At 61.4% G+C, this 22,665-nt stretch carries 25 protein-coding genes and 1 riboswitch; of the genes, 2 read left to right on the plus strand and 23 right to left on the minus strand.

The annotated features are described in order from the left end of the window. Positions 1–44: 44 nt before the first annotated feature. The 19 genes from hisF to AB4Z15_RS12055 form a co-directional block, all read right to left on the minus strand. On the minus strand, positions 45–821 hold the full coding sequence (gene hisF / locus AB4Z15_RS11965; protein ID WP_216923206.1) for an imidazole glycerol phosphate synthase subunit HisF: 777 nt from the start codon (positions 819–821) through the stop codon (positions 45–47). A 66-nt stretch (positions 822–887) separates the two neighbouring features. Continuing rightward, a complete protein-coding gene (hisG, locus tag AB4Z15_RS11970; RefSeq protein WP_442017452.1) occupies positions 888–1,748 on the minus strand; it encodes an ATP phosphoribosyltransferase in 861 nt (286 codons plus the stop codon). Between the two features lie 85 nt (positions 1,749–1,833). Next, the gene (locus AB4Z15_RS11975) at positions 1,834–2,097 is read right to left on the minus strand and encodes a phosphoribosyl-ATP diphosphatase (RefSeq protein WP_018778638.1); all 264 of its coding nucleotides are present in this window, start codon (positions 2,095–2,097) and stop codon (positions 1,834–1,836) included. Positions 2,098–2,209: 112 nt separating this feature from the next. After that, positions 2,210–2,695: a 6,7-dimethyl-8-ribityllumazine synthase gene (gene ribH, locus AB4Z15_RS11980; RefSeq protein ID WP_223948696.1), complete on the minus strand. Its 486-nt coding sequence runs from the start codon at positions 2,693–2,695 to the stop codon at positions 2,210–2,212. 18 nt (positions 2,696–2,713) lie between these two features. Beyond that, on the minus strand, positions 2,714–3,418 hold the full coding sequence (gene ribA / locus AB4Z15_RS11985; RefSeq protein ID WP_442017453.1) for a GTP cyclohydrolase II: 705 nt from the start codon (positions 3,416–3,418) through the stop codon (positions 2,714–2,716). After that, positions 3,415–4,110, minus strand: a complete 696-nt coding sequence (ribB, locus tag AB4Z15_RS11990) for a 3,4-dihydroxy-2-butanone-4-phosphate synthase (protein ID WP_442017454.1) — start codon at positions 4,108–4,110, stop codon at positions 3,415–3,417. Before ribB ends, ribA begins: the two co-directional genes overlap by 4 nt. Beyond that, entirely contained in the window at positions 4,107–4,775 is a 669-nt protein-coding gene (locus AB4Z15_RS11995) for a riboflavin synthase (protein ID WP_442002989.1), read from the minus strand. Before AB4Z15_RS11995 ends, ribB begins: the two co-directional genes overlap by 4 nt. Further along, on the minus strand, positions 4,776–5,867 hold the full coding sequence (ribD, locus tag AB4Z15_RS12000; protein ID WP_442017620.1) for a bifunctional diaminohydroxyphosphoribosylaminopyrimidine deaminase/5-amino-6-(5-phosphoribosylamino)uracil reductase RibD: 1,092 nt from the start codon (positions 5,865–5,867) through the stop codon (positions 4,776–4,778). It lies immediately after the preceding gene. Between the two features lie 41 nt (positions 5,868–5,908). After that, positions 5,909–6,601 carry a nicotinamide riboside transporter PnuC gene (gene pnuC / locus AB4Z15_RS12005; protein ID WP_442017455.1) on the minus strand — a complete coding sequence of 231 codons (693 nt, stop codon included), beginning with the start codon at positions 6,599–6,601 and terminating at the stop codon, positions 5,909–5,911. A gap of 87 nt (positions 6,602–6,688) precedes the next feature. Further along, positions 6,689–6,842, minus strand: a riboswitch (FMN riboswitch). A 77-nt stretch (positions 6,843–6,919) separates the two neighbouring features. Further along, a complete protein-coding gene (gene rpe, locus AB4Z15_RS12010; RefSeq protein ID WP_442017456.1) occupies positions 6,920–7,606 on the minus strand; it encodes a ribulose-phosphate 3-epimerase in 687 nt (228 codons plus the stop codon). Between the two features lie 76 nt (positions 7,607–7,682). Next, positions 7,683–9,233 carry an RsmB/NOP family class I SAM-dependent RNA methyltransferase gene (locus AB4Z15_RS12015; protein WP_442017457.1) on the minus strand — a complete coding sequence of 517 codons (1,551 nt, stop codon included), beginning with the start codon at positions 9,231–9,233 and terminating at the stop codon, positions 7,683–7,685. Then, positions 9,230–10,150, minus strand: coding sequence for a methionyl-tRNA formyltransferase (gene fmt / locus AB4Z15_RS12020; protein WP_442017458.1), 921 nt, complete (start codon positions 10,148–10,150; stop codon positions 9,230–9,232). Before fmt ends, AB4Z15_RS12015 begins: the two co-directional genes overlap by 4 nt. Next, positions 10,147–10,719, minus strand: coding sequence for a peptide deformylase (gene def / locus AB4Z15_RS12025; RefSeq protein ID WP_442017459.1), 573 nt, complete (start codon positions 10,717–10,719; stop codon positions 10,147–10,149). Before def ends, fmt begins: the two co-directional genes overlap by 4 nt. Before the next feature lie 50 nt (positions 10,720–10,769). Continuing rightward, complete coding sequence (locus tag AB4Z15_RS12030; protein ID WP_442017460.1) at positions 10,770–11,702, minus strand: cytochrome; 933 nt, start codon at positions 11,700–11,702, stop codon at positions 10,770–10,772. Between the two features lie 37 nt (positions 11,703–11,739). Then, positions 11,740–11,910 carry a hypothetical protein gene (locus tag AB4Z15_RS12035; protein ID WP_442017461.1) on the minus strand — a complete coding sequence of 57 codons (171 nt, stop codon included), beginning with the start codon at positions 11,908–11,910 and terminating at the stop codon, positions 11,740–11,742. Positions 11,911–12,118: 208 nt separating this feature from the next. Further along, the gene (locus AB4Z15_RS12040) at positions 12,119–12,496 is read right to left on the minus strand and encodes a hypothetical protein (RefSeq protein ID WP_442017462.1); all 378 of its coding nucleotides are present in this window, start codon (positions 12,494–12,496) and stop codon (positions 12,119–12,121) included. A gap of 553 nt (positions 12,497–13,049) precedes the next feature. Further along, positions 13,050–14,531 carry a SpaH/EbpB family LPXTG-anchored major pilin gene (locus AB4Z15_RS12045; protein WP_442017463.1) on the minus strand — a complete coding sequence of 494 codons (1,482 nt, stop codon included), beginning with the start codon at positions 14,529–14,531 and terminating at the stop codon, positions 13,050–13,052. A 111-nt stretch (positions 14,532–14,642) separates the two neighbouring features. After that, positions 14,643–17,249, minus strand: coding sequence for a DUF7507 domain-containing protein (locus AB4Z15_RS12050; protein ID WP_442017464.1), 2,607 nt, complete (start codon positions 17,247–17,249; stop codon positions 14,643–14,645). 445 nt (positions 17,250–17,694) lie between these two features. Then, a complete protein-coding gene (locus tag AB4Z15_RS12055; protein WP_442017465.1) occupies positions 17,695–18,087 on the minus strand; it encodes a DUF4259 domain-containing protein in 393 nt (130 codons plus the stop codon). 230 nt (positions 18,088–18,317) lie between these two features. On the opposite strand from AB4Z15_RS12055, the gene AB4Z15_RS12060 reads away from it, so the two are divergent. Then, positions 18,318–18,812, plus strand: a complete 495-nt coding sequence (locus tag AB4Z15_RS12060; protein WP_442017466.1) for a hypothetical protein — start codon at positions 18,318–18,320, stop codon at positions 18,810–18,812. A 192-nt stretch (positions 18,813–19,004) separates the two neighbouring features. On the opposite strand, the gene AB4Z15_RS12065 is transcribed toward AB4Z15_RS12060, so the two are convergent. The 3 genes from AB4Z15_RS12065 to AB4Z15_RS12075 form a co-directional block, all read right to left on the minus strand. Next, complete coding sequence (locus tag AB4Z15_RS12065; protein WP_442017467.1) at positions 19,005–19,202, minus strand: hypothetical protein; 198 nt, start codon at positions 19,200–19,202, stop codon at positions 19,005–19,007. 880 nt (positions 19,203–20,082) lie between these two features. Further along, positions 20,083–20,463 carry a DUF7793 family protein gene (locus tag AB4Z15_RS12070; RefSeq protein WP_442017468.1) on the minus strand — a complete coding sequence of 127 codons (381 nt, stop codon included), beginning with the start codon at positions 20,461–20,463 and terminating at the stop codon, positions 20,083–20,085. Between the two features lie 160 nt (positions 20,464–20,623). Continuing rightward, positions 20,624–21,004 (minus strand): DUF7793 family protein, encoded by a 381-nt coding sequence (locus tag AB4Z15_RS12075; RefSeq protein WP_442017469.1) that lies wholly within the window; start codon positions 21,002–21,004, stop codon positions 20,624–20,626. 217 nt (positions 21,005–21,221) lie between these two features. On the opposite strand from AB4Z15_RS12075, the gene AB4Z15_RS12080 reads away from it, so the two are divergent. Next, positions 21,222–21,614 carry a nuclear transport factor 2 family protein gene (locus AB4Z15_RS12080; RefSeq protein ID WP_442006064.1) on the plus strand — a complete coding sequence of 131 codons (393 nt, stop codon included), beginning with the start codon at positions 21,222–21,224 and terminating at the stop codon, positions 21,612–21,614. Positions 21,615–21,706: 92 nt separating this feature from the next. Here AB4Z15_RS12080 and AB4Z15_RS12085 read toward each other — a convergent pair whose 3' ends face one another. After that, positions 21,707–22,600, minus strand: coding sequence for a MurR/RpiR family transcriptional regulator (locus tag AB4Z15_RS12085; RefSeq protein WP_442017470.1), 894 nt, complete (start codon positions 22,598–22,600; stop codon positions 21,707–21,709). Positions 22,601–22,665 lie beyond the last annotated feature (65 nt).

Below are 22,665 nucleotides of genomic sequence, written 5' to 3' on the forward strand. Positions count from 1 at the left end.
TCCTTGCGGAGATGGGCCAAAAGTGACCCCGCGTTGCTTAAGAGTTAGCGGACTTCGAAGCCAGCCTCGCGAATGGCCGCTTTGACTTGGGCGATCATGTCATCCGGACCGAAGTGGAACACCGAAGCTGCCAGCACGGCGTCGGCTCCGGCCTCGACGGCTGGAGGGAAATGCGCAGGCTTCCCGGCACCACCGGAGGCGATGATCGGAATGTTGACCGCCCCACGGACAAGGCGGATCAGTTCAAGGTCGAATCCGTCCTTGGTGCCGTCGGCGTCGATCGAGTTCAAAAGGATTTCTCCCACACCCCGGTCCGCGGCTTCCTTGGCCCAGGCGATGGCGTCGATTCCCGTCCCGGTCCGGCCGCCGTGTGTGGTGACTTCAAAACCGGACGACGTCGGGGCGTCGCCTTCGCGGGTACGGCGCGCATCCACGGAGAGCACCAGGACCTGGGAGCCGAAGTGGCGCGTGATTTCATCGATGACCTCCGGCCGGGCCACAGCGGCGGTGTTGATCGATGCCTTGTCAGCACCGAAGCGCAGGAGTTTATCCACCTCCGCCACGCCACGGACGCCGCCGCCCACAGTCAGCGGGATGAAGACTTCCTCGGCGGTGCGGCGAACGACGTCGAACGTGGTTTCGCGGTTGCCCGATGATGCCGTGACGTCGAGGAACGTGAGTTCATCGGCGCCGCCATTGTCGTAGCGATGCGCCAGTTCCACGGGGTCTCCGGCGTCCCTCAGGCCTTCGAAGTTGACGCCTTTGACCACTCGGCCGGCATCGACGTCGAGGCAGGGAATGACGCGTACGGCTACAGCCATATGCTGCTCCTTAATTCTGCTGCGCGATGCTGAGGAATTCTGCTGTGCGCTGCTCAGGCGGTCCGGTCAGATACGGCAGGCGTGGATGCTGCTGACCAGGATGGCGCGGGCGCCAAGATCGTACAGCTCATCCATGATGCGGTTGGTTTCCTTCTTGGGAACCATGGACCGCACGGCCACCCAATCCGAGTCCCGCAGCGGGGAAACGGTGGGTGATTCAAGGCCGGGCGTGAGCGCAGCTGCGTCCTCCACCAGGTCCTTTCGGATGTCGTAATCCATCAGCACATACTGCCGCGCCACGAGGACGCCCTGCAGGCGACGGATGAGAACGTCGATTTCCTTGGCAGTGCCGTTCGCGGCACCACCTGGGCCTGTGCGCCTGATCAGCACGGCCTCGGACTTAAGAATGGGATCGCCGAAGATTTCCATCCCGGCTGCCTTGAGGGTGTTGCCCGTCTCGACGACGTCGGCAATGGCGTCGGCGACGCCGAGCCGCACCGATGACTCGACGGCACCGTCCAGTCGGACCACCTTGGCGTTCACGCCGCGATCCGCCAGATAGTCACGAAGGAGACCGTCGTAACTGGTGGCGAGGCGCTTACCTTCGAGCTGTTCGACGCCGGTGAAGTCACCCACGGGGCCGGCGAAACGGAAGGTGGAAGGGGCAAAGCCCAAGGGAAGGAGTTCTTCGGCTTCCACCTTTGCGTCCAGCAAGAGGTCGCGTCCGGTGATTCCGACGTCCAGGGTTCCCTGGCCCACATACACGGCGATGTCGCGGGGGCGCAGGAAGAAGAACTCAATGTCATTGTCGGGATCAACCATGACCAGTTCGCGGGTGTCGCGGCGCTGGCGGTAACCGGCCTCGGACAACATTGCAGAGGCGGCGTCTGACAGGGATCCCTTGTTGGGGACTGCTACACGGAGCATGGGGGAGACTTTCTGTTTGGAATGGAGGTTTTCAGGCACTTCGGCCACGCAGCTGGCTTCGCTTGAGGAATGCGAAGTGGCGTGGCTAGAGATGCTTGTAAACGTCTTCCAGGCTGAGGCCCTTGGCGAGCATGAGGACCTGCAGGTGGTACAGCAACTGGGAGATTTCCTCGGCAGCGGCTTCATCGGATTCGTACTCGGCGGCCATCCAGACTTCGGCGGCCTCTTCGACCACTTTCTTACCGATGCCGTGGATTCCGGAGTCCAGTTCGGCAACCGTACGCGAGCCTGCCGGGCGGGTCGCTGCTTTCTCACTCAGTTCTGCGAACAGCGTCTCGAAATTCTTCACGCCCTACAGACTACTTGCTTCGGGGCTGGCACCGCTTGTTGGGGCCTTGCATGACGAAGGGGATGTGAGTGAAGACACACCCACATCCCCTTCGACGCTTGCTGTCCCAGTGTCAGCTGTACTGCTTCAGCGTCACTGCCGTGGCAAGGGCCGCGGTGACTGCCTCGTGTCCCTTGTCTTCGTTGGAGCCCGGGAGGCCAGCGCGGTCCAAGCCCTGCTGTTCCGTATCGCAGGTCAAGACGCCGAACCCGACGGGAACGCCCGTGCGGACGCTGACGTCGGTGAGTCCCGACGTCGCGGCCTGGCATACGTACTCAAAGTGCGGCGTCCCGCCGCGGATAACAACACCAAGGGCCACGACGGCGTCGAAGTGCGGTGCGAGCCGGGCCGCGGCAACCGGGAGTTCGAAGCTGCCGGGGACGCGCAGAAGGGTGGGCTCGGCGATGCCGGCTTCCTTGGCTGCGCGGAGTGCGCCATCAACCAGTCCATCCATGATCTGGGTGTGCCAGCTGGCTGCCACAATGGCGAGCTTGAGCTGCGAGGTTTCCTCGGGCTTGAGGGTGGTGAGGTCGATGGTGGGTGCGCCGTGTCCGCTCATTGTTTGCTGGAATTCCGTTCAGTCTTGTTCGTGGTCAAAGGGGCTTCGGGACGGTGTCTTTCCGTTGCCGACGGTCTCGGTTTCGAGCGTCAGGCGGTGATCCATCCGGTCTTTCTTGGTCTGCAAATAGCGAAGGTTCTGTTCGCGCGAAGGAACTTCCGTGGGAACCATTTCCACCACCGAGACGCCAGCCTCGGCCAGCCGGTTCTGCTTGTCCGGATTGTTGCTGAGCAACCGGACCTCATGCAGGCCCATCTCGGCCAGGATCTGACCCGCGGCACCATAGGAGCGTGCGTCTACCGGCAGGCCCAGCTGTTCGTTGGCCTCGACGGTATCGAAACCGGCTTCCTGCAGCGCGTAGGCCTTGATCTTGTTGGCGAGGCCAATGCCGCGCCCTTCCTGGCCGCGCAAGTACAACAGCGTTCCACCCTCAGCGTGGATGAGTTCCAGGGCAAAGGCCAATTGCTCGCCGCAATCGCAACGATAAGATCCGAAGACGTCGCCAGTGAGGCATTCGGAGTGCAGGCGCACCAGTGGTGCCTGGCCATCCTTAGGCGGGTTGGGGGAACTCACGGCAAGGTGTTCCACGCCCGTAACGTGGTCCGTCCAGGCCTGGGCTACAAAGTCCCCAAAGGCTGTGGGCAGCTGGACAATCGGGCCGCCGCTCACCGGGTGGGGTGTGGGCTCGGTGTCGCCGCTGCTGCGCGTTGTCGGTGCGGTCATCGCTTCTCCTCGTCTGCCACTGAAACGTGTGCCGTCTGGGACTCTACCGCGTCAACGTATGCCACCAGATCCTCAATGGAGATGAGGGGGCATCCATGTTCGGCGGCAAAATCACGCAGACTGTCCAGGCGCATCATTTCACCATCGTCATGTACCAACTCAGCGATCACGCCCACCGGAGCAAGCCCGGCAAGCCGACACAGGTCCACGGCTGCTTCCGTGTGTCCCGGACGTTCACGCACTCCCCCCTTAACCGCCCGAAGCGGGAAAATATGCCCGGGGCGCGTAATCGCCGCTGGAGTGCTCTGCGGATCGGAGAGGATCCGGGCCGTCAATGCGCGGTCCGTAGCCGAGATACCAGTGCTCACTCCGATGGCCGCGTCGCAGGAAACAGTGTAGGCAGTACCTTTGGCGTCCTCATTGACTGCCACCATGGGCGGAAGCGCAAGGGCATCTGCACGTTCCGCTTCAAGCGGAACGCAAATGACGCCCGATGAATACCGGATGGTCCACCCCATGAGGGCGGGCGTGGCGTGTTCGGCAGCGAAAATGATGTCGCCTTCGTTCTCGCGGTCTTCGTTGTCCACCACGATGACTGCCTGGCCGGCAGCCATCGCCGCGATCGCAGCTTCCACAGGATCCAGACCTGTACGATCCGTCGCCGTCGAGACAGTCTTGGTCGGGGTGCTCATCGCGCAGCCTCCTTGTTTCCAGCTGACTCGCCCGCGCGGTGCGCCGGGGAGCCCTGCGGAGCGAAGGACAGGAGCCTTTCGGTGTACTTCGCAAGCACGTCCACTTCCAGGTTCACCCGGGCACCAACCGGCTTAGCCCCCAGGCCTGTCTCCTCCAGAGTCGTAGGGATAAGCCCTACTTCGAACCAGGGAGCCGCTTCAGCGGCTGGGCTCACGGCCGTCACGGTCAGCGAAACACCGTCGACGGCGATCGACCCCTTCTCGGCAATGTACCGTGCCAGCGGACCAGGGACGCCAAACCGCAAACGGTCCCAGTTGCCCAGCGGCTCACGTTCCAGCAGCTCACCCACGCCGTCAACATGTCCTTGGACCACATGGCCGTCGAGGCGCCCACCCGCAGGGACGCAGCGTTCAAGGTTCACCGTATCGCCCGCGGCCAACTCGCCGATGGTGGTGCGGACCAGGGTCTCCCCCATGACGTCGACGCTGAAATCCTGCCCGTCAATCTGAGTGGCGGTGAGGCAGACTCCATTGACTGCGATGGATCCTCCCAACGGGAGACCTTCTGTGGTGGTCGGGGCTTTCAGCCGCAGCGTCGCGCTATCATCGCCGTCGCGGTCAATACCCAGGACGGTGCCCTGTTCGGCAACGATTCCGGTAAACATTTAGTGTCCTCCTGTGAAGTATTCCGCAGCTTCACTGCGCGGAATGGAATTCGTGGTGGTGCTGGCTGGTGCTGTATTGGTTGCCGATCTCATTGACCGCAAATGCAGCCGAAGGTCGTTGCCCAGGGTCTGTACAGCCCCGCCACCGGCATCGTCCCAGGCCCATTGCTGGGCATCGGCCAAGGTGGTAATGCCGAGGTCGTTCAGAGCGGGCGTTCCGGACCCCAAAAGGGTGGGAGCAAGATAGACGATCAGTTCGTCCACCAAGCCAGCAGCAAGGAACGTACTGAGGATGCTGGATCCGCCTTCCACCATGACGTGCCTGACGCCTTGGTGGAACAGTTGGCTGAGCGCTTCCGCCGGGTCCCTGCTTTGCAGGTGCACAAAAAGGCCATCGGTTCCGCGTACCGCCGCGTCTTGGGGAACGTCCCTCAAACCCATGACGGCGCGGAGCGGCTGGCGCTGAGCCAGGCTACCGTCGGATGCCCGGGCCGTAAGCCGGGGGTTGTCGATAAGTACCGTGCCTGTGCCCACCAGGATCGCGTCGATGAGTCCCCGCAACGCATGGTTGTCCGCGAGGGACTCAGGACTGGAGATCCATTGGCTGGTACCGTCCACGGCGGCGATGCGGCTGTCCAGCGTCTGGGCAATGTGCAACGTGACGAACGGACGTTTGGTTGCGACGGCGTCGAACCATTCGCGATTGAGGTCAAACGCCTTGTCGGCGGCGAGCCCGGATTCGACGTCGACTCCCGCTGCTTTCAACGTGCGGGCGCCGCCCGCGGCGGGATCGTGGGGATCGTCGACGGCGTAAATCACCCTGGAGATTCCGGCCTCAATGATGGCCTGTGCGCAGGGACCGGTACGGCCCACATGGTTGCAGGGCTCCAGGGTGACCACCATGGTGGTTCCTGCAAGGTCCACTCCCTGACGGCGTGCCTCAAGAATGGCATCTGCCTCGGCGTGGGCTGTGCCGGCCCCCCGATGGTAGCCGACGGCGAGTTGTTCGCCCCCGGCGCTGAGCACAACGGCGCCCACCAAGGGGTTGGCTCCACGCGGCCCGCCCAAGGCGGCTGCAAGTGCCACATCCATGGCCGCTGTCTCGGCGGTACTGAAGAATTTGGGTTTCAGAGTCACGGAGCAACCCCCACAACAGCAGGAGCGGGGCCGGCCGAGGCACGTTCACGCTTCTCTGCACGCCACCACACGAAGAAACCGGTCAACGTAAAGAAGCCATAGAAGAGGTACATGACGGCACTCGCGTAGTATCCGGCGCTGAAGAGCAATGGGACGCCAACTATGTCCACGGCTACCCAGATGAGCCAGAACTCCGTCCATCCCCGGGCCATACCGTAGGTGGCCAGCAGGGAACCCGTGAACGTCCAGGCATCAGCCCACACGGGCGGGTAGGAACCCAGCGCGTCGAAAAGCGGAGTCAGGGCGGCCGTTCCTGCCACCATTGCCCCGATGAGGGCTATGCGGACCTTGTTACTGGCCCAGCCCGGAAGGATTGCGCGTCCCTGGGTGCTGGCCTGCCGCCCTTGTTGCCAGCGGTACCAACCGTAGACGGCGACGGCTATGAACATGATCTGCCGTGCGGCCTGTCCCCATAGCGTCGCGGGGGCGGCCGCGCCGAAAACGTTACCGAGGAAGACCGTCAGCAGGAGGATATTCCCCACGATGCCTATAGGCCATGCCCAGACTTTGCGGCGCATTCCGCCGAGGGCGCTGGCGAGCCCAAAGATGTTGCCAAGCACTTCGCGTAAAACAAGCGCAGATCCTCCAACGGGAATCTGTGCTTCGAAGAGCCATCGCAGAAAGTCCATGCCGTTCCTTCCCAGTAAGCCGCGATGGCTCCGGGGGTGTACGACAGCGAACTGCGCGGCATCCCTAAGGACGCACACAGCATGACTGTACGTGCTTCTCCCATCCAGACTTTAACTGTCGGTACCGGAATTCCACCGGTTCAACCGTTTGCCAGCGGCTTCCAATTACTTGGATTCCAAGGCGCGCGGGTCGCGGACTATAACCGCCGGTTCGGACTTACACCGACCCCGGAGCACGTATGTGTGTTGCTATTCTGCCACAACTGCGAAGATACCTGAGCTATTCCCTGCAATCTTCGTAACATCTGATGACGGTCGTCACGGTTTCGCCGAGCCACCCGCCATTGCGGCCTTGGATCCGGCGGCGCGGAGCCGATCAATTGCCGCCGCGGGGTCTTGGTCCCCGTACACGGCTGAGCCTGCCACGAACACATTCGCGCCTGCCTCAGCGGCGCGGAGGATGGTTTCCTCAGTGATCCCGCCATCCACCTGGATGGCCACGCCGATTCCGGATCCTTCAATTGCTACGCGGGCGCGGCGGATCTTGGGCAAGGTGATATCCAGGAAGGACTGGCCACCAAAGCCCGGCTCAACCGTCATGATCAGGAGCATGTCCAGTTCACTGAGCATGTCAAGATACGGCTCAACGGGAGTGGCAGGCCGCAATGCCATACCCGCTTTTGAACCTCGGGCCCGGAGCTCACGGGCAAGCTTGATAGGCGCCATGGCAGCCTCGGCGTGAAACGTCACCGAGGCAACACCGGCATCCGCGTAGGCAGGTGCCCACCGGTCAGCGTCTGAAATCATCAGGTGCGCGTCCAAGGGAACCGGGCTGACAGCTTGGATCCGCTGTACCACCGGCAAGCCAAGCGTCAGGTTGGGAACGAAGTGGTTGTCCATGACGTCCACGTGGACGGCATCGGCATTGCTGATCCGCTGCAGCTCCGCCTCAAGGTTGACGAAGTCTGCGGACAGGATGCTCGGGTTGATACAGCACTGAGACAAGGCAGCCCCTTTGGGTCAGTTGTTTTATCGATTGAGTTCAAGCGAGGGTGGCGGCGGGCCAGGACTTTTTGCGGAGCTAGGACTTTTTGCGGATGAGCGCCATGAACATGGCATCCGTGTGGTGAACGTGCGGCCAAAGCTGGGCCGTAAGCTCATGCCCGGCACCGAGGCCACCGGTGAGGCTGACAGCGTCCAGCGCCTGACCGGCGTCGAGCATCTCAAGGTCATCACGCTTTCCCATGACGTCACCCACAACGGCTGTTGTTTCCGCCGGGTGGGGTGAACACGTCACGTACGCCACCACGCCACCGGGCTTGACGGCGTCGATGGCCGACGTCAGCAGTTCACGCTGCAGTGGACCAAGGTCCGCGATGTCCTTGGGTGCACGGCGCCAGCGCGATTCGGGACGCCTGCGCAGGGCACCAAGACCACTGCAGGGAACGTCCACCAATACGCGGTCAAAGGAGTCGGGCTGTTCGCCACCAACCTCCCGGCCATCACCGGTCCGCACCGTCCAGGATTCGCCAGGCACCGCAGACAGCGCCTGCTGGACCAGCTTGGCGCGGTGCGGGGCGGGCTCGTTGGCCAGCAAGGTGGCGCCATCGCGGTGAGCCAAAGCGGCAAGCAATGCAGCTTTGCCTCCCGGACCTGCGCACAAGTCCAGCCAGCGCTCTCCTTCCCGGGCAGGGGCGCCGAGATCGACGCTTGCAACGGCGCGGGCCACGAGTTGGGAGCCAACATCCTGAACACGGGTAGTGCCCTTTCGGACGGACTCGAGCCGGCCAAGGTCGCCTCCGGCCGACAGCGCGGAGTCCTCTACGAGCTCTCCGGCTGTAGCCCCGTTCTCGAAGGCTTCCTCCAGGTTACCCAGCCCAGGCAGGGCAACCAGATTAACCACAGGCGCTGCGTTGTCTGCCTCCAGCAGGGCGTCAATCTCGGTTTTGGATCTCCCATGGTTCACCAACGACTGGCGCAATGCGCGGACGATCCATTCCGGGTGCGCGTGCCGCAATGCAGCAATCTTGGTCTCGTCAGTCTCCTGCTCCAGCAGAATGTCCAGCCACTCGGTCATGGTGTGCGCCGTGACTTTACGGAGAACAGCGTTGATGAGCGCAGACGGCCCGGCGCCGATGACCGCGCGGGCCAGGCCCACGGTTTGGTCCAGCGCAGCATGGGCCGGAACACGCATGGAGAGCAGCTGATGCGCGCCGATGCGCAAGGCATCCAGGATCGCGGGGTCAAGTTGCTCGAGGGGGCGGTCAACGCAGCGGGCCAGGATGGCATCGTACGTGCCCTGCCCTCGCAAGGCACCGTAGCTCAGCTCGGTGGCAAAACCAGCGTCGCGGCGGTCCAGGCGGTGCTCACGGATTCTGGCGGGAAGGACAAGATTCGCGTACGCGTCTTCCGATGCGACGGCACGGAGGACTTCGTAAGCTACCAGGCGTGCAGGATCAGCGCGGCGCGTCCGCTGCGATGGGGCGTTATTGGAGTAGCCCCTCTGGGGCCCCCTGTTTCGTTCCCTGCCCTGGGCATTGCGCTTGCTGTCGCTGCGGCCTCCACGATCGGCGTGTCCGCCACCGTCCCGGCTCCCGCTGTTGTTGGGGCCTCGCCGGCCGGACTCACTCATTCGAATACCACTTTCTCAGGTGCAGCCAAGCCGCGGGCCCAGTCGGCCGGCGACATCATCTTTTTGCCGGCGGGTTGAATCCGCCCCAGTTCCACGGCGTGGGAACCAGTCCCTACCAGCACGGTCTTTCCATCAACGCGGATGGCTCCAGGAGCAATGTCCTTGACATCGGGTCGGAGTGCGACGGGTTCAAGCTTGATCCTTTGCCCCTCCAACGTTGTCCACGCGCCGGGCTCGGGCGTAACGCCGCGCGCCCTTCGATTCAGGGCAAGGGCCGGCTGCTGCCAGTCCAACCGTCCATCCTCGAGCGACAGCTTGGGGGCCAGGGATACCTCGCCCGTCTGCGGCTGCGGCGCCGCCTGACCGGCGTCGATGGCGGACAGCGTCTGGCTGAGGAGGACGGCGCCACTCAGGGAAAGACGCTCGAGAAGATCGTCAGCAGTGTCATCCGGCCGCACGGTTTCGGTTAGCGTGCCAAACACAGGGCCGGTGTCCAGCCCTTCTTCCAGTTGGAAGGTAGCGGCTCCCGTGACGTCGTCACCCGCGATGATGGAGCGCTGAACGGGAGCCGCACCACGCCACGCGGGAAGAAGCGAAAAGTGGAGATTGACCCAGCCATGCCGGGGAACGCCCAGGGCAGCGCGGGGAACGATTCCCCCATAAGCCACGATGGCGGCTACATCCGGAGCAATTTCAGCAATTCGAGCCGTAGTGTCAGCATCCACTTTGGCAGCGCGAATGACCTCGATGCCAAGTTCCTCTGCTCGGGCGGCAACCGGTGAAGGTGTCAGGACCCGTTTGCGTCCCAACGGTGCGTCCGGGCGGGTCAGGACTGCAACGACGTCGAACCCGGCCTTCACCAAGGCGTCCAAGGATGGGACGGCAACAGCCGGGGTTCCTGCAAAGAGGACCCTCACTCGGGAGCCCCGAAACTGCCGCCACCAAAGCTGGAACCAACAGAGCTTGCCCGCTTGGATGTGGTCTGCTCAGTCACGGCGTGGTAGTTGGCGTTTCGGATGGCACGCAGCGCAGCTTTTCGGTCTTCGCCCTCAAGCCTGTCCGTGAAAAGGACGCCGTCAAGGTGATCGGTCTCGTGCTGGAAGCAACGTGCCAGCATTCCCTCCGCTTCAACCGATACTGGATTGCCATTCAGATCCACGCCGGTGGCGTGCGTTGCGCGGTGACGGCGCACGGGGAAACCAAGGCCGGGAATAGAGAGGCAGCCCTCAACTTCGTCCGGTTGGAAGTCATCGCTGTTTTCCAGGACCGGGTTGATGATGTGTCCTTCTACACCATCAATGCGATAGGTGAAGACTCGCTTACTGACGCCCACCTGGGGTGCGGCGAGGCCTGCGCCTTCCACGTCCTCCATGGTTTCCATCATGTCTGCTACCAGCTTGGCGAGCTCCGGACCGAATTCAGTGACGGGATCGGCTACGGTGCGCAACACCGGATCCCCAATGATTCGGATACTCAAAATTGCCATCTGCTGTCAGTCCTCACGATCGTCACACTCTGGTCCGGCTGTTGCGGAGCCTAAGCCAGTTTAGTTGAGTGCAGGCTGCTGCCGCTGTCCCCAGTCCCAGCGCCGGCAGGCACCAGCGACGCCGACTCAAACGACGGTGAAACGAACGACGGCGGTGGGACGGGCATGAGCGCCTGACCGGCCGCAGTAACATCAGCTGACATCTCCCAGACGCGCCTCAGGGCGCAGAACTTCCACCAATGGTGCTTCAGGACATCCGGGTTGGCTCGCTGGGGCCGCACTTCGGTCTCTCCGATGGCTACCGCCAACAACATAGGGTTCTCGCCAAACTTCCATGCCTCCCACTCCCCCGCTACGGGGTCCACGAGGCTCTCTTCCGCTTTCATCCCCGCCACAAGTTGCATCACGACTTTGTCGTCGAGGGCCTTAACAGTGCCATCGCGTGTGGTGCCCTTGGTCTTGTAATCGATCAGGCAGATGCGCCCGTTAATCCGCGCAACGAGGTCCAGGGTGCCGGCATAGCCAACGGTCTTGTTCCAGACAGTGATTTCCGGAGCAAGCGGCTCCACTCTGTACAGTTCCCACCATTCGTCGAAGCGCGCTGCAAAGGCCTGTTCACCGTGTGAAGCAAGCTCATCGCGGCATTCCTGCATCCGATGCGGACGACCCAGGGCGCGAAGGGCTACCTGCTCACAGTAGTTGTGGACGCGATCGCCCCTTGCCGCAGCATGGTCCCTGTAGGCCTCAGCAGCCTTGGAGGCCTTATTGACCGCCTGCCGGATCCTTGCCGGGCTGCCAAGCAAGGCGGGGAGTTCGGGATCTGCGGCCAAGCTGCTTGCTCCCATATAACTGAACCAACCGTCCAGGGAGTGCGCCTGCTGCCCTATCACCGTGGTGATGGAGGGGACAGAGAATTGCTCTGTTGTGGAGCGGGCGTACATACGTCCGTAGTCGGTAGCGTGGGCAAGAAGTGGAGCAGTCATATAAAGACTCTGACACAGAGCACCGACAGAATTCCCCTCAGCCGCCAGACGTGCCTGTGCATATACCGCCTTCAGCGGGCTTTTCCCCAAAAATCATGGCCGCTTGTTCAGCCGGCAGGCGGGCGAGCTTAGCCGCGAGGATGGGCGACGTTGTGGCCAAGTCCTTCAGGAGTACCTTGGAGTCTTCAGCTTCTGTTGATGCATTCATGTTGATGGTGTGCGCTGGCGGGCATTTTTGTGACGCCGAATGCTCCAACGGTGTCCTGAGAAAGAAAAACCCGTCCGGACTGAGTCTTATCAGTCCAAGCGATGGATCGATCAGCGGGCGCGCAGTTATGAACTTCGCGATAGGCCCCTGTAGGTGCCCGAATCAGGCTTGTACTCAGTGCTGAACGCACACACCCGGGAAAAGGTACTTACTCCCCCTCGACGGCGACGAACCGGAAGAAGGCAAGAAACGGAAGCGCACACAGAACTGCGCCTGCTATCCACCAAGCCATAGCTCCGGCAAAAAGGACCGTACCCAAAAGAACGGTCACCACGACAAGCGCACCAGCGATCGGAGTCAGGCTGTAGGCCCACGGCCGCTTTGACGAAGGGAACTTTCCTTGCACGACCAGTCCAAGCAAGATAGCCACAGGGATGAAGGCCAGGGCGGAAATCAACTGAAGTCCGCCGGGCGATGAAAAAGCACCCACGACAATGACAACAAAAACTTCCATCAGGGCAAGTGCTAAAGCGACCCATCGGGTTTGTGTGGACAACGAATGACGTACAACAGGCGACGTGCTCATTTGGTTTCCCCCTTTTACTGACCATCTCCACTAGTTGAGCCACGTGCCACTTCTGAGGCTATGCGGCGGCAATCAGCCTTAAAGATCTCCGCCATCATACCAAGAAGGGCGTTCATCAGCTGGTAAGAATCCAAGCAGATTCATTTCCATATGAACGTATTCCGATAAGAGCTGTTCGCGCGATGGACCTAGCGACAACCTTTCGGCCGTATCAAGCGTTGGGTTCAATTCTCATGCAATTTCCTCGGCCATGTCCACTATTCACGAGCCGTGACTAATAGATGAATGGGGAATCATTCGTGAACGTACAGGAGCCGTCTTCATCGACGTGTGGCTCGCCGGATTCCATTTCCGTAGAAACCTTGCGCTCACGGCGATGCAATTGGTCATCACCGGCTTGAGACTCGGCGGTTCCGGTGGGGAATGCAAGTGGGGAAGAGCGCGTGGTTGGCGTTCTTCCCCACTTGGGGTCACTGCGGGGGCCCCGGGTAGCGGCCCCCGCAGTGTTGCTTACCAGCTGTGGTGCTGTTGCTGGTGTTGGTTGGTGTTGGTGTTAGTTGTTGCTGGTGCGGCGGTTGCGGACGAACATCAGGGCCGCGCCGACGACGAGGAGGGCACCGGCTGCGTAGAGAATGCCGGTTCCGACGCCACCGGTCAGCGGCAGCTGGAAGCCGCTGTTGGAGGGGATGTTCTTCACTTCAAGGTCGATACCGACCGTGGTGCTGGCGGCGTTGATCAGGAAGGACACCGGCTCGGCGAGCAGTTCATAGCCTGTCGGGGCGGTGGTCTCTACCAGGTAGTACGTGCGGTAGTCCGGGGTTCCGGGTGCCACGGCTGCGCCGTTGGCCCAGTCGGAGTACCGCAGGCCCGAGATCGTCAGGGTGCCGTCAGCGGCGACGGTGAAGACCGTCTGGCCGTTGAGGTCCACCGGGTTCGTGCCGGCCTTCGCGTCGGCTTCGTTGGTGTAGACGGAGAACGCGGCGCCGGCAAGGGCTGCACCGTTCTCGTTGACCTTCTGCAGCGTCATTTCGCCCCACTTGGTCACGACCGGGGGCGTGACGATCGGGCCGCCGGGCTGGCCCGGTGCAACGGTGAAGCTGGAAGCGTTCGGGTAAACGAGGGCTTCGTTTTCGATCTCACCGATGGTGTTGACCTTGGTGTTGACCATGACCTGCACCCGGGTGTCGGTGTGGGCAGCCAGTTTGGCCCGGCCGGCGGTAGTGAAGATGACCGAGACGGTGTTGGTCGCGGCGTCGAAGCTCACGGTGTAGTCCGTGCCGGCCGTGATCGGGGTGCCGTCAACGAGGGTCGCGGACGCGCCGACGTAGGTCAGTTTCGGGTCCAGGACGTCCACGATCTTGTAGCCATCGATGACGGCTTCGTTCGGGATGTCACCGGTGATGGTGAAGTCGATCTGGTCCCCGAGTTTGACGTCAGGGGCGTCCGTGACGGTCTTCTCGGCCCCCGCAACGGAGTTCTTCGGGTAGACGTGGACGTCGTAGATCCAGTTGTCCTTGTTATCCGGGTCCGTCAACGGCACGGACACCAGGAACGGGGCCGACGGCGTCACACCGGCCGGGTAGTTCGTTTCGGTCACCAGGTACAGGCCCACCGGCAGTGCGGTGAAACCGGCGGTCCCGGCAGCGTCGGTGGTTTTCGCCTGGGCAGCGCCCAGGGTGTAGCCGGCACCGGTGATCGAGCCCGCCGGGTTGGCCGGGGCGAACACGCCCGAGAGGTTGTGCGCGGCGTCCCAGCCGGCGTTGGTGGACAGGTCAATGGTGTTGACCTGCTGGATCGTGAACTCGATACCGGCCAACGGTGTCAGGCCGGTGGTGTCCACGGACGTGCCGTTGTTCGGCAGGCCCGTCGGAGTAGCGGGACGTTCGAACTTGTGGACCGTGATGGAACCGGTCTGGTCCCCATCAACCAACGGTGCGGCCGAAGCCGGGGCCACGGAGAAGGACATCGCCAACACCGCCCCGGCGATCGTGGCGGCGGCGGTCTTCCAAACCCGCCCGGTGTGGTGATTACTCACTGTGTATTCCTCTTTCATCGTGATGGTTTCTGGTGGTGGTGCTGATGCTCGGAAATGAACATTCGCTGCCCCCGCCCCGCAAACACGCACGCAGGGCACGGGAATTCTTCTTTAGCAAGCAAGGGGCTGGCGTTTGCGGCGGTTGGCGGCCAGGGCCAGTGCAAGAGCGCCGATCAGCAGGGCTGATCCGGTGGTGGTGAAGGGCCACCAGCCGATCCCGCCGGACTCGGGCATCTCCAGTGCCGGCACGTCCCGGACCGTGAGGAGGAAAATCCCGTCCCCGTCCGCGTCGGTGCTGGTCACCACCCCGGCACCGGACCCTTGACCCGCGGAGCCTTGACCCAGGGTCACGGCACCGGTGGCTGCGATGGTGAATTTCACCGGTTCGGCGAGCAGGTTGAACCCGGCCGGGGCCTTGGTTTCTTCGAGCCAGTACGTTCCGGGCTGGATTCCTTCGAGTTGGAACCGGCCGGTTTGCCCGGCTACGGCGGTGACGACCGGGCTGGCCAGGACGGCGCCGGGTGCGCCGTTATTGTCGACGTGCACCGCCCAGGTGGAGCCGGCCATCGGCACCCAGGTCCCTCCGGAGGACTCGCCGATCTTCTCGATCAACACCTTGGCCGGGGTGCGGTGGGTGGTGGTGCAGTCAGGTCCCGGCCCGCTGGAACCTGGTGCGCACGTCTGGGGCGGGGTGGTGGTCGCCGTGCCCGTCACCATGTTGACAAGCTCCTTGTTCCACGCCCCGGTCTTGACCACGACGCTGTATTTCAAGGTGGCGGTCTGCCCGGCGGGCAGGGTGAACGCTGCGGTGGTCAGCAGGGTGGAGGGCGGCACCGGGTTGGCTACCGCCACCGGTGATCCCGTACCGATCACCAGGGACGCTGACCCGGAAACGAACGTCGCGTCATCCAGGACCTCCCCCAGGTTGTCCTTCAGCACAACCCCGGTGATGGTGCCGCTGATACTGGTCGCCGTGACCGTGTACACGATGGTCTGCCCCGGGCTGACGGATCCGTTCGCCGGAACAGCCCCGTTGGCCGTGGCGGTCTTTTTGATCTTCCACGCCGGCGGTGCGGTGACCTGCGCGTCATCGATTGCCGTGACGGGCAAGCCCAGGGGCGGGTTCCCGGTGACCTTTGCCGTGTTGGTCAGCAACCCCGTGGTGACATCGCTCGTCGTGACCACATAGGTCGCGGTCGCGGTCACGGACTGCCCCGGCAAAAGGATGCCCGGAAGGGCCGGCCAGGTATAGGACAAGGGCGACATCGTGCCCGTTCCGGAGAACTGGGTCTCGCTGATCACGACTCCGGTAAGTATCACGTTGCCCGTGTTTTTCGCCACGAACGTGTACGTGGCCGTTTCACCGGCCACCAGCGTGGTCTTGTTCACCGTCTTCACCAACGTGATCGCCGGAGCAGCGGCAGCGATCGTGAAGATGTAATCTTCCACCTCGCCGGAATTGGATCCACCGATCGGAGACTCGATCTGGGCGGCCGTATAACCGATCCGGAACCGCGCATACGTTGTCCCGGCCGTCACCCCCGCAGGGACCGTCCAGGTCAGTGTCGCGGTCGTGGCTCCGGGCTGGAAGGAGGCGCAGGCCTGCTCGGCCGGGTTGTCGAATTTCCCGTTCTTGTTAAAATCAATCCACGCACAGGTCCTACCGGGCTTGCTGGCTCCACTGATTGCGACCGTTGTGGAGTAGCTCGTGGCGCCCTGCGTCATCGGTGCGAGCGTCACGCCGTCGTCCATCAGGTCCTGGGCCGCCGTCGAACCCGCGTTCGGGGAGGCGGTGCCGTTGGCCACCGTCGCGTTGTCCTCAGTGACGTTCGGCCCAAGCGTCACATCGGACAGAACGGCCCAGGCCGCGTTGCTTTGGTCATAAGTGGCCGGGGCATCACCGAAATCCTGCGGGACGGTCATCGCGATAACGTAGTTGTCCTGGTTGTGGTCCGGATCCTGGACGTCATTGGTGGTGTATGGCGGAAGCGCGCTGGTGGTCTGCACGAAGACCGCGGTGATATTGAAGGTCAGAGAGGTGACGATTCCGTTGATCCGTACAGCCCCACAGGCTGCAGTCGCTTGTGCGTTGACAGGCTGGGGATCGTTCCCTTGGACTGTCGTGTTGCACTGGGTACCCGCGTTGTCGTTGGTAGCCGTAATGGCATTTCCGGACACACTGAGGTTTCCGCCGGAAAGCTTGGTCATTGTCAACCCCGTGGTTGCGAGATTCAACACGGCATGGAGCTGGGACTGTTTGTCGACAGGTCCTTTCTTGTTTCCGTAGGCGTTCACGTTTCCACCGAGGCCGGCGATGTTGAGCACAGGATTCCGCACCGGCTGGCTGAAAGCTATGGTGACAGTCCCCAAGCCGCTACAGGGGCCGGTTGCCCCGCAATTGTTGACTGCGTTGGTTGCGAATTCAACAGCCGGGGTCCCGGTTCCGATGTTTTGTGAGTAATCAGAGGCCACATATCCACGGCTGCCCATCGTTGTCTGCCCCACGAGGTCAGTCAGTCCGGATTGATCATAGGTGGCCGTGAGACCGGATCCCGGCATCGTCAAAATGGCCGCCCCACCGGTGACGTTCGCCTGGTTGGTTGCTACTTCGTAAGCGTGAGCTGGTGCAGTCGGGTGGAGCACCCCCAATAAAAGTGCGCCAAAAACAACCATTAACACGGTAACGAAGGCAGTAATTTTCCCAAGCAGATACTTCAAGGGATTCTCTCCAATGAACAGTGACCGACAGACCCCACAGCCGACGGCCAAACATATGTTGCGGAGACTGACCGATTGCGTCCGGCAAGGTCGGTCTCCAGTCAAAGGAGTGCAGGATAGGAATAGTTCATGTCGCAAAATGCGAAAACTTTTTGAGAGAAAGGCCCCGGAGCTCCTGCAGGGATGGCTGCGGTCCAGAGCTCGTACCGTGGATGGAGGCTGCTGAGCGAAACGAGCAGATCCTCACAGCATCGTGGGGAAAAATAGTACTGACGGTCCCCATGAGGGATCACGTCGCGGGATGAGACGAAAATGAGGCTTGAGCTGTTCTCCTGCAAAGCCGAAGGCATTCACACCCTGACGGCCAGACCTCGCTGACTATGAGGCCACTGGCCGACAGTCCGGGATCGGCATGGAGCTGGAGCTCGCGGGCAAAGGGGCAGAATCAGTCTGATTCGCGCAACAGAGCCTGAATTCTCTCTAAGTTTGCGATCCATCCAACGTAGTCATCGTCATCTTCGCCGAGCTCCGCCCATGTATCGTGACCGTCAACTTCCGGGTCATCGATGACGGCGTGGATCGCATCCGCTGCCGCCAGTTTCAAGGCGGATGACGGGGCCGGTCCGCCAGCACACCATTCGATAACATCCGGGTGAACGTCTGTATGCAGGTGTCCGCTCAGCACGGCCAAAACCGCGCCGGCGGCAATGATGCTCTCGGTCGAACCGTTGTTCACAGTCTGTTCAATGAAGGGCATTGCTTCAGGGGCTTCCCGCAGATCCCCAAACCAATCGAGGGCCTCGTCATTTCCGAAACTGCCGGTCGACCAAGTTCCCATTGCAAACTCCCGTGTTTTTAGTGCCGCTCACTTAGGCACCTCAAACGTTCATGTTCATAACATTCCAGCCGGGCCGACTCACCCTATCGTCAGGCACTGGTCTGGACCGGCCTTTGCTGCAAGCCGGAAACCTGCGTGTCGCATTCTTTGGAAGCGGTCGGATGGGTTGAGATGCCCCCAGTCCGCTGACTGGACGTGACAACGTCATCAATTGCGCGCAGGCTGGTCCGATGGGGGAAAGGAAGCGCGGCCAGGCCGATGGGCAGCGGGGCGAGGCACCGTCGACGTCGGTTGCGGTTGCGATCCTCTATATAGCCAGGGTCGTTACTTCTCTCATGATCATTGGCGGGCTTGGTCTGGCCATCTGGATGTACGTGTGGTCCCGGCAGGTGATCGCAACATACCCTGTCGAGCCTGACAACGACGTAACACGCGGGTTCTTCATCGGCGTGGCTGGCGGCCTTGGAATAGCAGGACTCTCCGTCGTGGCCCTTGTCGGATTAAGCCGCGGAAGGCGCTGGGGCGGCATTGTTGACGTGTTCCAGTGGGTTGTTATTTGGTTGCCCTTCTCGTTTGGCCTTCAACAGTTCTCAGCTGATGCCTTCGCGATCTCCACCACCGTGTCCCTGGCGGGTGCGCTGGTGGGCGTGCTGGCGTTCATTGCTGCCCCGCGAGGCCGCCTCGCCAAGGGCAGGCCCGGCGTGAGGCTTGGGCCTGAGACCTGAAGCGGTGGCGCACAACTCTATCGTCCGCTAAATGGCAGGCGTAATCTGAGTGGAATTCAATACCATCCAGCAAAGCCCGGCAGAAGGGGACGTCCAGGCATGAGCATTAAACACGAATGGAATCGGCTCGACTCGGAAACACGGACATGGCTCTTAGAGAATCCAGCGTGCCTTGTTCTGCCCGAAGCTCTATCAAGAAGGGTCAGCAACGAAGGATACAAAGACGTAGAGTACGACGTGCACGGGCAGGTTGTACTTTCCCGTGATGATCACGATTTCCTCCGGGACAAAGCGGAGGCCGCCGGCACCATCCGCATTCCGGATACGGAATACCGATTCTTCGACACGGCGCCCATACCGATCATCGGGACACCGTCCATTGGAAAGCATGCCCAAGAGTCGGCCAATAAAGGCCCGTAGGAGCAATTACCAAGCTTCCACTAGAGATGAACGCAACACCAGCGAAAGCCCATGTGTTTGTGAATCCGTTGTTTCGACCAGCGCGCCTAAAACGCGGAAGGCTGACCGCCTTCGGGTCGCACATGCTGCTGGGAGATCGCTACCCAAAGCGGGCATAGATCGTGCCCAAATACCAAGCGGCTAGACAGAAACCCACAAACCAAGCCAAGGAATGGGGCCATCTATCTCGATGCTGCTCCTCAGGCGGTTTCGCCCTTGCTCCAGTAGCCGGACTGAGGGCCAATGGGAGTCTCTGGACCTTCAAGGGGAAAAGAGCAAGCGAGGCGAGCAGGACGACGGCTGAGGTAAAAGCAATTCCTGGCAGACCCTGGAAAGCAGTCAGAGGTGGCAAGACGATCATGATCAGGGCAAGGAGCCCGATCCCGACGAGGTGGATTGTTTGGTAAGTCCATTCTGTCCGGGAACCACTCTTGAGGGTCATTCGGAATCGTCCGGACCAACCGAGTCCGTACCCAAAAATCACGAACACGATAAGTATGATTCCTTTGGTCATTAGCAGCGCCTGGTGGAGACCAAGGATTGGGATGCGAAACGCGCTCCATTCTGGGCGGCTAAGGCTCTACCAATATTCATGCCAGAACTTTCTACAGAACAGAAGCGACTCAATCCGAATTCGCGTTTCAAAACTGTTCCACTCGTTAGCTTCGTTCTCGCGGCGCTGAAGATCCAGAGCTGACACACCGCGATTTAGTGCTGTTTCGAACTCCTGGGACCACGGAATCCGTAGCCCTCCTGATATGTGGGATGGTCGATCTCGCGGCCCCCGGCCCTGAAGAGGCCGTGGCCAGCGTTACGGAACGGTCGTCTGTAGTAGCCAGGACATGGCCTCATCGCGGGAGGTGAAGAACCGAGTGGGACACGGGAGTGTCCGCCGTGCCATGGCGAAGTTGGCAATCACACGACTGACCGGGTTTGAGCCCAGCAGCGCAATTCGTGAAGCGGCGCACTTGACGCTGAAAACGGATCTGGCTTGGCGGGTCACGGCTTGGGTGTTCGCTATGTCGATCAACATCGGGTACTCGGCACCGGCGGCAAGTTCATTGACCTTTGCCATCGCCGCATGTACGTCAGCAGCCTCCAGAACAGTCCCCGGATGCCACACCAGGTGAAGAACTTCTTCGGCATCGAGTTCCACTGTCCCCTTGCCGCCGTCAACGGTTGTTGGCTTCATTTACTCCCCCAGAGCCTTGTAGAGCTAAGACTAACTGCCTGCTTGAATATGCGCACCGGAATGAACAGACAAAGGCGTGCAATTCGTTCGCAAATGCTGCTTGTGAACGGACCCAGACGGTCAGTCTTGTCCGATTTCGTTGGATATGGGCACGTTGGTGTCAGGAATCGGGTGCCTGGAGAAGCCAAGACATCGCCTCATCGCGGGAGGTGAAATACCGCGTGGGACACGGGAGTTTCCGCCGCGCCATGGCGAAGTTTGCAATGACCCGATTGAGTGGGCTTGAGCCAAGCAGGGCAATTCGTGAAGCGGCGCACTTGACGCTGAAAACGGACTTGGCCTGAAGGGTCACCGCTTGAGTGTTGGCTATGTCGATCAGCATCGGGTACTCGGCACCGTCGGCAACTTCATTCACCTTTGCCATCGCTGCATGTACGTCATCGGCTTCCAGAACAGTCCCCGGTTGCCACACCAGGTAGAGAATTCCCTGGACGTCGAGCTCCACTGTGCCCTTGCCGCCGTCGACGGTGATTGGTTTCATCTCTTGCTCCCCCAGAGTCTTGTAGAGCTAAGACTAACTGCCTGTTTAAAGATGCGCACCCAAACGACCAGTCAAAGTTGGCGGCGCCGAGAAGCTCCTATGACTTGACCTGACCGAGCGCCGGCTATTGAGCGTCCGGATACCGAAGCGGATACTGGTTGGGTCAACAGGCTTAGGCCGTTGTAAAAATACCGACAAGGATGACGGGGTGTTCGATATGGGAGCTGCAGAAAACGCTGAACTCGTTCGGCGCGGGTACGAGGCCTTCAACACTGGGGATTTGGCGACCCTTGGCGAACTATTCGCGGAGGACGCAGTCTGGTACGCGGCCGGAAGCGGCGTGCTGGCAGGCAAGAAAGAAGGACGCGAAGCCATCCTGGCTTACTTTGGCGAGCTGGGCGCACGCTCCCAGGGGTCGTTCCAGGCGAACGTCCAGGACATCGTCGGCGGGGAAAACCACACCGTGGGGATCCAGCAAAGCCACGCGGAAAACAACGGGAAGACTTTGGACGTGGCGTCAGCCATCGTGTTCGTGCTCCGCGACGGAAAGGTTGTCGAGGGCCGGGAGTTCTTCGAGGACACCGCCAAGGCGGACGAATTCTGGACCTGAGTTCTGGAATTGTCCAAGCCGGAGAATTGAGAACTCCAGGGGGTAAGGACCCCGATAGTCACAGCCCCAACTCTCTATCTTGTGTATGAAGCTTAGTCGGCCAGCACTGCGCCATGGCTGGCTTCCAAAATGCGCATACGGTCATCGGCCGTCGGCCCAAGCTTGACGTGGACCGCTGCGATGAGGGCTTCCACCAACACCGTTGCCGGCACGATGCTGTCGAACGAACCTGCTGCCTCCACCCGCGCCGGCAGAACGACGTCCGCGACAAAGGAAACCGGAGAGAGCCACGGGTCCGTGATGAGGACAATCTTTGCCCCCTTCTCACGGGCTGCCTTTGCCAGGTCGACGGTGTCTTTCTGATAGCGGCGAAAATCAAAAAACACGCAAACATCGCGTTTGCTGAGGTCAGCTATGAACGTGGAGTCATTGTTCGGATGCTGGGCGTGCACAACGGTGTTGGGTCGCATCAGGCGAAGGTGCAAGTCCAAGTAACTGGCCAGCAGGTGAGAGAACCTGCCACCGATCGAAGTAATGTTCAGTGACGTATTGCATAGAAGAGCAACGGCACGGTCAAACTCATGCTCCGGGAGCGAGGCGACCGTGCTCTCGATGCCCTCGACTGCGGTTTCGGCCACCGACTGAGCCAGTTCCGGGGCCGCTGAATCAACTCGTATTGTGCCTTGGAGCGTCAGCGGGGACGCCCGCCGCGCCTGCACTTCTTCCCGTAGGGCATCCTGGAAGTCCCGGTACTTGTTGAAGCCCAACCTGCTGACGAACCTGAGCACGGTGGGGGCACTGACATTTCCTTTCTTGGCAAATTCAATTGTGGACTCGAGCCCTGCAGTCGGGTAGTTGGCGAGGAACACACGGGACAGCTTGTGCTCTGCCGGAGAAAGCGAACCCTGAATTTGACGGATTCGGTCCGCCAGGGTCAACCGGGCAGATTGGTTCTCAGACTGTTCAAACTGTCCGGACTGCGTCATGGCGTTCCTTTCTTGCTCAGACGGCAAAGCTGGAAGTTAGTATGAACTCCACCGCTTTTATCCCC

This window comes from Paenarthrobacter sp. 2TAF44, from assembly GCF_052114885.1.
Taxonomy (GTDB): Bacteria; Actinomycetota; Actinomycetes; order Actinomycetales; family Micrococcaceae; genus Arthrobacter.

Excerpts from the sequence above, each read along its gene's own strand:
- ribD (WP_442017620.1), bottom strand. The coding sequence starts at position 5,867 with ATGGATGTGGCACTTGCAGCCGCCTTGGGCGGGCCGCGTGGAGCCAAC.
- AB4Z15_RS12070 (WP_442017468.1), bottom strand. The coding sequence starts at position 20,463 with ATGAAGCCAACAACCGTTGACGGCGGCAAGGGGACAGTGGAACTCGAT.
- AB4Z15_RS12035 (WP_442017461.1), bottom strand. The coding sequence starts at position 11,910 with ATGAATGCATCAACAGAAGCTGAAGACTCCAAGGTACTCCTGAAGGAC.
- AB4Z15_RS12030 (WP_442017460.1), bottom strand. The coding sequence starts at position 11,702 with ATGACTGCTCCACTTCTTGCCCACGCTACCGACTACGGACGTATGTAC.
- ribH (WP_223948696.1), bottom strand. The coding sequence starts at position 2,695 with ATGAGCGGACACGGCGCACCCACCATCGACCTCACCACCCTCAAGCCC.
- AB4Z15_RS12080 (WP_442006064.1), top strand. The coding sequence starts at position 21,222 with ATGGGAGCTGCAGAAAACGCTGAACTCGTTCGGCGCGGGTACGAGGCC.
- def (WP_442017459.1), bottom strand. The coding sequence starts at position 10,719 with ATGGCAATTTTGAGTATCCGAATCATTGGGGATCCGGTGTTGCGCACC.
- AB4Z15_RS12060 (WP_442017466.1), top strand. The coding sequence starts at position 18,318 with ATGGGGGAAAGGAAGCGCGGCCAGGCCGATGGGCAGCGGGGCGAGGCA.
- AB4Z15_RS12015 (WP_442017457.1), bottom strand. The coding sequence starts at position 9,233 with ATGAGTGAGTCCGGCCGGCGAGGCCCCAACAACAGCGGGAGCCGGGAC.
- AB4Z15_RS11995 (WP_442002989.1), bottom strand. The coding sequence starts at position 4,775 with ATGTTTACCGGAATCGTTGCCGAACAGGGCACCGTCCTGGGTATTGAC.
- AB4Z15_RS12085 (WP_442017470.1), bottom strand. The coding sequence starts at position 22,600 with ATGACGCAGTCCGGACAGTTTGAACAGTCTGAGAACCAATCTGCCCGG.
- ribA (WP_442017453.1), bottom strand. The coding sequence starts at position 3,418 with ATGACCGCACCGACAACGCGCAGCAGCGGCGACACCGAGCCCACACCC.
- AB4Z15_RS12040 (WP_442017462.1), bottom strand. The coding sequence starts at position 12,496 with ATGAGCACGTCGCCTGTTGTACGTCATTCGTTGTCCACACAAACCCGA.
- AB4Z15_RS12075 (WP_442017469.1), bottom strand. The coding sequence starts at position 21,004 with ATGAAACCAATCACCGTCGACGGCGGCAAGGGCACAGTGGAGCTCGAC.
- AB4Z15_RS12065 (WP_442017467.1), bottom strand. The coding sequence starts at position 19,202 with ATGCTTTCCAATGGACGGTGTCCCGATGATCGGTATGGGCGCCGTGTC.
- AB4Z15_RS12055 (WP_442017465.1), bottom strand. The coding sequence starts at position 18,087 with ATGGGAACTTGGTCGACCGGCAGTTTCGGAAATGACGAGGCCCTCGAT.
- hisF (WP_216923206.1), bottom strand. The coding sequence starts at position 821 with ATGGCTGTAGCCGTACGCGTCATTCCCTGCCTCGACGTCGATGCCGGC.
- pnuC (WP_442017455.1), bottom strand. The coding sequence starts at position 6,601 with ATGGACTTTCTGCGATGGCTCTTCGAAGCACAGATTCCCGTTGGAGGA.
- hisG (WP_442017452.1), bottom strand. The coding sequence starts at position 1,748 with ATGCTCCGTGTAGCAGTCCCCAACAAGGGATCCCTGTCAGACGCCGCC.
- ribB (WP_442017454.1), bottom strand. The coding sequence starts at position 4,110 with ATGAGCACCCCGACCAAGACTGTCTCGACGGCGACGGATCGTACAGGT.